This window comes from Eggerthella sp., from assembly GCF_048329335.1.
In the GTDB taxonomy this organism is placed as follows: Bacteria; Actinomycetota; Coriobacteriia; order Coriobacteriales; family Eggerthellaceae; genus Eggerthella; species Eggerthella lenta.
In genome coordinates this window covers 1-5,094 of record NZ_DBFEGU010000163.1, presented here as the reverse complement: position 1 = coordinate 5,094, position 5,094 = coordinate 1, and the positions used below count along the sequence as shown (strand labels likewise).

The window sequence follows — 5,094 nt, the reverse complement described above, 5'->3', positions numbered from 1 at the left end:
TGATGGTATAATGCGCCCCATAGACATCTGTCGGTACAGACGAGAGTAAGGGGGTGTGCGATGGATATCTTCTCCGATCCTGTGCTTCTGGCGCGTTTGCAGTTCGCTTGCACGGCGGCGTATCACTTCATTTTCGTGCCGTTGACCATCGGTTTGGGACTTATCCTTGCCATCAACGAAACACGGTACTACCGTTCCCGCGACCCGAAGGACGCGGCTGCCACCAAGTTCTGGGTGAAGATCTTCACCGCGACGTTCGTGTTAGGCTTGGCCACGGGCATCACGATGGAGTTCTCCTTCGGAACGAACTGGGCGGATTACTCGAGGTTCGTCGGCGACATCTTCGGTGCGCCGCTGGCCGCCGAGGCGCTGCTCGCGTTCTTCCTGGAGTCCACGTTCCTGGGCGTGCTGCTGTTCGGGCGCAAGCGCGTGTCGCCGAAGTTCTACATGGTGTCGGCCTGGCTCGTGTGGTTCGGCTCGGCTCTGTCGGCCCTGTGGATCCTCATCGCGAACTCGTGGATGCAGACCCCGGCCGGCGCGGAGCTGTCCGCCGACGGCTCGAAGGCCGTCATCACCGACTTCCTGACCGCGGCGATGAACCCGTCGGTATGGCCGCGCTACTCGCACACCATCGTGGCCGTGCTCATCATGGGCGCGTTCGTGGCCATGGCCGTTTCCGCGTGGTACCTCATCAAGAACCGCCACAAGGAATTCGCCATGAAGACGATGAAGCTGGGCGCCGTGGTGGGCATCGTGGTCAGCTGCGTCATGCTGGTCACGGCTCATTCCTCCGCCGTCACCGTCGCCGAGGAGCAGCCCACGAAGCTTGCCATGATGGAGGGCATGTACGACTCCGAGGTGCCTCCTCTGTACGCGTTCGGGTGGGTTGACGAGGAGAACCAGAAGGTCATCACCCCGTTCTCCATCCCGGGTGGCACGAGCTTCCTTGCAACCGGCACCTGGGACACCGAGTACGAGGGCCTCAACCAGCTGGCCGCTTCCGCCGAGTACGGTGCTCTCGATCCCGAAACCGCGCCGGTGAACTTCGTGTTCCAGACGTACCACCTCATGGTTGCCATGTACGGCCTCATCATGCTCACCGTTATCCTGGCGCTCGTATTCACGCTGCGCGGCGGCAAGATCCAGAACATGAAGTGGTTGCAGCGCCTGGTGCTCATCTCGCCGGTGTTCCCGCTCATCGCCATTCAGGCGGGCTGGTTCACGGCCGAAGTCGGCCGCCAGCCGTGGGTGGTGTACCCGTCCGCAACCAGCCCCGAAGGCGTCAGCCTGCTCACGAACGAGGGCGTCTCGCAGTCGGTGTCCGCTCCCGAGCTGGTGATCACGATGGTGCTGTTCCTGGTGGTGTACGCGTTCCTCATGGTCGCGTGGGCTCGCACGATGGGTCGCTTCATCAAGGAAGGGCCGGTTGCAGAGCATGAGCCTGCGTTGGAGGGCGCCGCTGCGGGCAAGACCCCGAAGGGCAAAGCAGCCCCCTCGTTCGGCGACGACCTCGCGAAGGAAGGTGAGTAGTCATGGAAATCACGTTCTTCCAGGGGCTTTGGTTCCTCCTGATCTTCGTGTTGATCGCCGGCTATTTCGTGCTCGACGGTTTCGACCTGGGCGCGGGCGTGCTGTACCCCTTCGTGGCGAAGGGCGATGAAGAAAAGGCCGTTGTGCGCACGAGCATCGGCCCGGTGTGGGACGGCAACGAGGTGTGGCTGCTCACCGCAGGCGGCGCGCTGTTCGCGGCGTTCCCGGCGGCATACGCCACCACGTTCTCCGGGTTCTATCTGGCGGTCATGCTGGTGCTGTTCGGCCTGATCGTGCGTGCTGTTTCGCTGGAATACCGCGGCATCGACCACAAGTGGGCGAAGGTGTGGGACGGCTGCTTCTTCGTGGGCTCGCTGCTGCCGGCGCTGCTGCTGGGCGTTGCCGTGGGCAACATCTACGCGGGCATCCCCATGAGCGCCAACGGCGACTACACGGGCATTCCGCTGCTGGGCCTCATCACCCCGTTCACGCTGCTGTGCGGCCTGCTGGGCCTGTCGATGTTCCTGGCGCAAGGGGCGTCCTGGCTGGCGCTCAAGGCGCCGAAGCCTAGCGACCTGCAGGCGCGCGCCGCGAAGCTGCGCTTCCCGCTGCAGATCGTGTCGCTGGTGCTGTTCGTCGCGGTGACCGCCTATGCTCTGCTGGGCATTCAGCCGGCAATGGATCCCCTGCTGGGAGCGGTTCGCTGGTTGCTGGCCGCCCTGTTCGTGGTTGCCATCGTCGCCTCCGTGTTCTTCGCGAAGAGCAAGGACTGCGACCTGGGCGCCTTCATCGCCCAGTCGGGCGCGGCGGCGCTGCTGGTGCTGCTGCTGGCCGCTTCGATGTTCCCGAACTTCGTGGTTGCTTCGGCCGATAGCGTCGGCCCGGCCATCACGGCCATGAGCGCCGCGTCGTCCGAGCTCACGTTGATGTGGATGACCATCATCACGTGCGTGGGCCTGCCGCTGGTGCTGGTCTATCACGTCATCATCTACCGCACGTTCCGCGGTCGTGTGAAGGAAGAGGATCTGGCGCACTACTAGAGCGGATGCCGTTCCTTGCATAGAAGCGAACTGCCAGGAGCCGTCGGAAATCCGACGGCTCCTTTGCTATACTGTCGGAAACCGCACCTGAAAGGGGATTTTCCATGGATGAGCAGACCGCGCCGCAGCCGCCCGTACCGCCGCAGCCGCCCGTACCGCCCACCGTTTCCGCGCCGCCCGGTTCTCCGGCGCAACCGACGCAGCCGATGCCGCAGTCCGCGCAAGCGCCCGGATCCGCGCCTTACGGTCAGCAGCCGGGCCAGCCCTTCGGCCAGCAGCCTGCAGGCTACTATCAACCGGTTCCTCCGCAATCCAACGGCAAGGCCGTCGGCGCTCTCGTGTGCGGCATTCTGGCCATCTTGTTCTCGGCTTCTATTCTGTTCGGAATCGCGCTGGGTATCGTCGCCATCGTGCTGGCCGGCCAAGCCGTTAAGCAGGCGGGCAGGGACGGTAAGGCGACCGGTGGCAAGGTGTGCGGCATCGTCGGCATCGTGCTTTCGGTGCTGGCGTTCGTCTTGTACGTGGTTATCGGGGTTGGCGTGCTCGCCTTCGTGGTCGGTGCGTCCGACGAATACGATCGCACGTACTCGTTGGAAAGTTCCGACCTGTCGTCCATCACGCAGGGCGACCAGCAGATGGAAGCGGCGGCGTCTGAGAAGCTCGACCTGCTGAAGAGCAAGGATGCTGTGCTTATGCGGAAGATCGCCGACCAAGCCGACGAGCAGCTGGCCGACGCGACGGGATACAGCCTCACCGACTTGGGCATCGACCCCTTGACGTTCGTCGAGTGGATGCTGGTCGACTTCGACTATAAGCTCGACGGCGCCTACGATAACGGCGACGGCACGGGCACCGTGTATGCCGATGTGACGCTGCGCGATTCTATGGCCTTCGCCACCACGTTCATGGAAGACGCGCAAGCCGCCATCGACGCCGGCGACTTGCAGTCCCTCGACGAGGCCGGCGCGAAGGTGCTTCTCGGCGAGCTCTACCAGGCTGCAATGGACAAGACCACCGCCATGACCACGGATTACGTAAGCTTGGAGGTGGTCAAGAACGGCGATTCCTGGCAGGTTGACGAAGACTCCTGGGGCGACGAGCTAGATTACCTTTTCGGCCTATAAAGAATCGATTCGGCTTCACGGTTTCCGCCGTGCCCCGTATCGCACGGGGCACGGCAGTCGTCGCAACGAAAGAAGGCGCGCATCATGCGCGCCTTCTTGCTTGATGCGGGGGAGGGGAGCTAGGCCAGCTTCTGGCCCAGCTCCTTGGCGGCGGCCGCCTTGTCGAAGTTGCCGCCGGTCTTCTGGGTGAGGGCGCCCATGACGCGACCCATGTCCTTCTTGGAGGACGCGCCCGTCTCGGTCAGCACCTCGTCGATGAGCGCGGCCAGCTCGTCGCCCGACACCTGCTTGGGCAGGTAGCTTTCCAGGATGGCCACCTGGGCGGTCAGGGTGTCGGTGCGTTCCTGATCGTTGCCGGCCTTGATGGAGCCGTCCAGCGTCTCCTTCGTCTGCTTGATCAGGCGCTTCAGCATGGCGTCCACGTCCGCGTCCGTGATGTCGCGGCGCTCGTTCACCTCGATGTTCTTGATCTCGCCGTGCACCTGGCGCAGGATGGACAACTTCGGCTTGTCCTTTGCTCTCATCGCATTTTTGATCTCGTCTTGCAGCTCGTCATAGCGCATGGGAACCTCGTTTCGCTCGCAGTTTGCTGTCCTGAGTATACTGCACCGTGAAACCCCGCCCAACCCAAACGGATGTTTCACGTGAAACATCCGGAATCGTTCGGCTCTGCGGTGCGTCGTGCTGGCATGCTTGCGCGAAAGCCGCCTTCCCAACGCCCGTCGATTCCGCGGCCGCGCCGAGAAGCCTGTTCCCGCGTAGCGCATCGCGTTAGACGATGCGCCGACGCTCTGCAATTCTGTGTTGATGCGGCTCCTGGTGACGTTGCGTCGCTCTGGTATGATGAAGCAAGCATATCGACATCGACCAGAAGGACTCGCATGAAAGACTTGCCGGCGCACCAACTCGATCCGAAGGTCAAAACGGTCTGGCGCATCAACGACGCCATTTGGCTTACCGTGGTATTCCTCTGCTGCTTCGTTCCATTCGCCATCGCTGCAATGGTGGATCCGGCGACGTGGATGTTCGTCGTCCTGGTCGCCGTCGCCGTTGCGTACGCAGCTTGCTTGATCGTGTGGTTGATCGTGCTGCCGCCCATCCGCTTCATGCGCTGGCGCTACGAGCTTTCCAGCGACTACCTCGATATCGCGAAGGGAATCGTGTGGCGCAAGCGTTTCGTCATCCCCTTCATCCGCGTGCAGAACACCGACACGCGCCAGGGTCCCATCTTACGTGCGTTCGGCCTGTCCAGCGTGACGGTGGCCACGGCGGCCGGCGAGCATGAGATCCCCGGCCTCGGCGCCGACGTCGCCGAGCAGCTGCGCGATCGCGCGGCCGAGCTTGCGCGCCTGGCCCAGGAGGACGTGTGATGACGGACTATCGCCAACCGCCCCAACCTC

General features: G+C 63.3%; 5 protein-coding genes. 4 read left to right on the top strand and 1 reads right to left on the bottom strand.

Annotated elements, in window-relative coordinates:
- Positions 1-60: 60 nt before the first annotated feature.
- The 3 genes from ACMO6A_RS05365 to ACMO6A_RS05355 all read left to right on the top strand — a co-directional run bounded on the left by ACMO6A_RS05365 (position 61) and on the right by ACMO6A_RS05355 (position 3,694).
- On the top strand, positions 61-1,530 hold the full coding sequence (locus tag ACMO6A_RS05365) for a cytochrome ubiquinol oxidase subunit I (protein WP_009608109.1): 1,470 nt from the start codon (positions 61-63) through the stop codon (positions 1,528-1,530).
- Positions 1,531-1,532: 2 nt separating this feature from the next.
- Entirely contained in the window at positions 1,533-2,570 is a 1,038-nt protein-coding gene (gene cydB, locus ACMO6A_RS05360; RefSeq protein WP_009305816.1) for a cytochrome d ubiquinol oxidase subunit II, read from the top strand.
- Positions 2,571-2,674: 104 nt separating this feature from the next.
- The gene (locus ACMO6A_RS05355; RefSeq protein ID WP_015759894.1) at positions 2,675-3,694 is read left to right on the top strand and encodes a DUF4190 domain-containing protein; all 1,020 of its coding nucleotides are present in this window, start codon (positions 2,675-2,677) and stop codon (positions 3,692-3,694) included.
- Positions 3,695-3,813: 119 nt separating this feature from the next.
- Here the strand turns inward: ACMO6A_RS05355 and ACMO6A_RS05350 are convergent, their stop codons facing one another.
- Positions 3,814-4,257 carry a GatB/YqeY domain-containing protein gene (locus tag ACMO6A_RS05350; protein ID WP_009607949.1) on the bottom strand — a complete coding sequence of 148 codons (444 nt, stop codon included), beginning with the start codon at positions 4,255-4,257 and terminating at the stop codon, positions 3,814-3,816.
- Positions 4,258-4,575: 318 nt separating this feature from the next.
- Here ACMO6A_RS05350 and ACMO6A_RS05345 point away from each other — a divergent pair, with 318 nt between their 5' ends.
- Entirely contained in the window at positions 4,576-5,064 is a 489-nt protein-coding gene (locus ACMO6A_RS05345; protein WP_009305819.1) for a PH domain-containing protein, read from the top strand.
- The last annotated feature ends 30 nt before the right edge of the window (positions 5,065-5,094 follow it).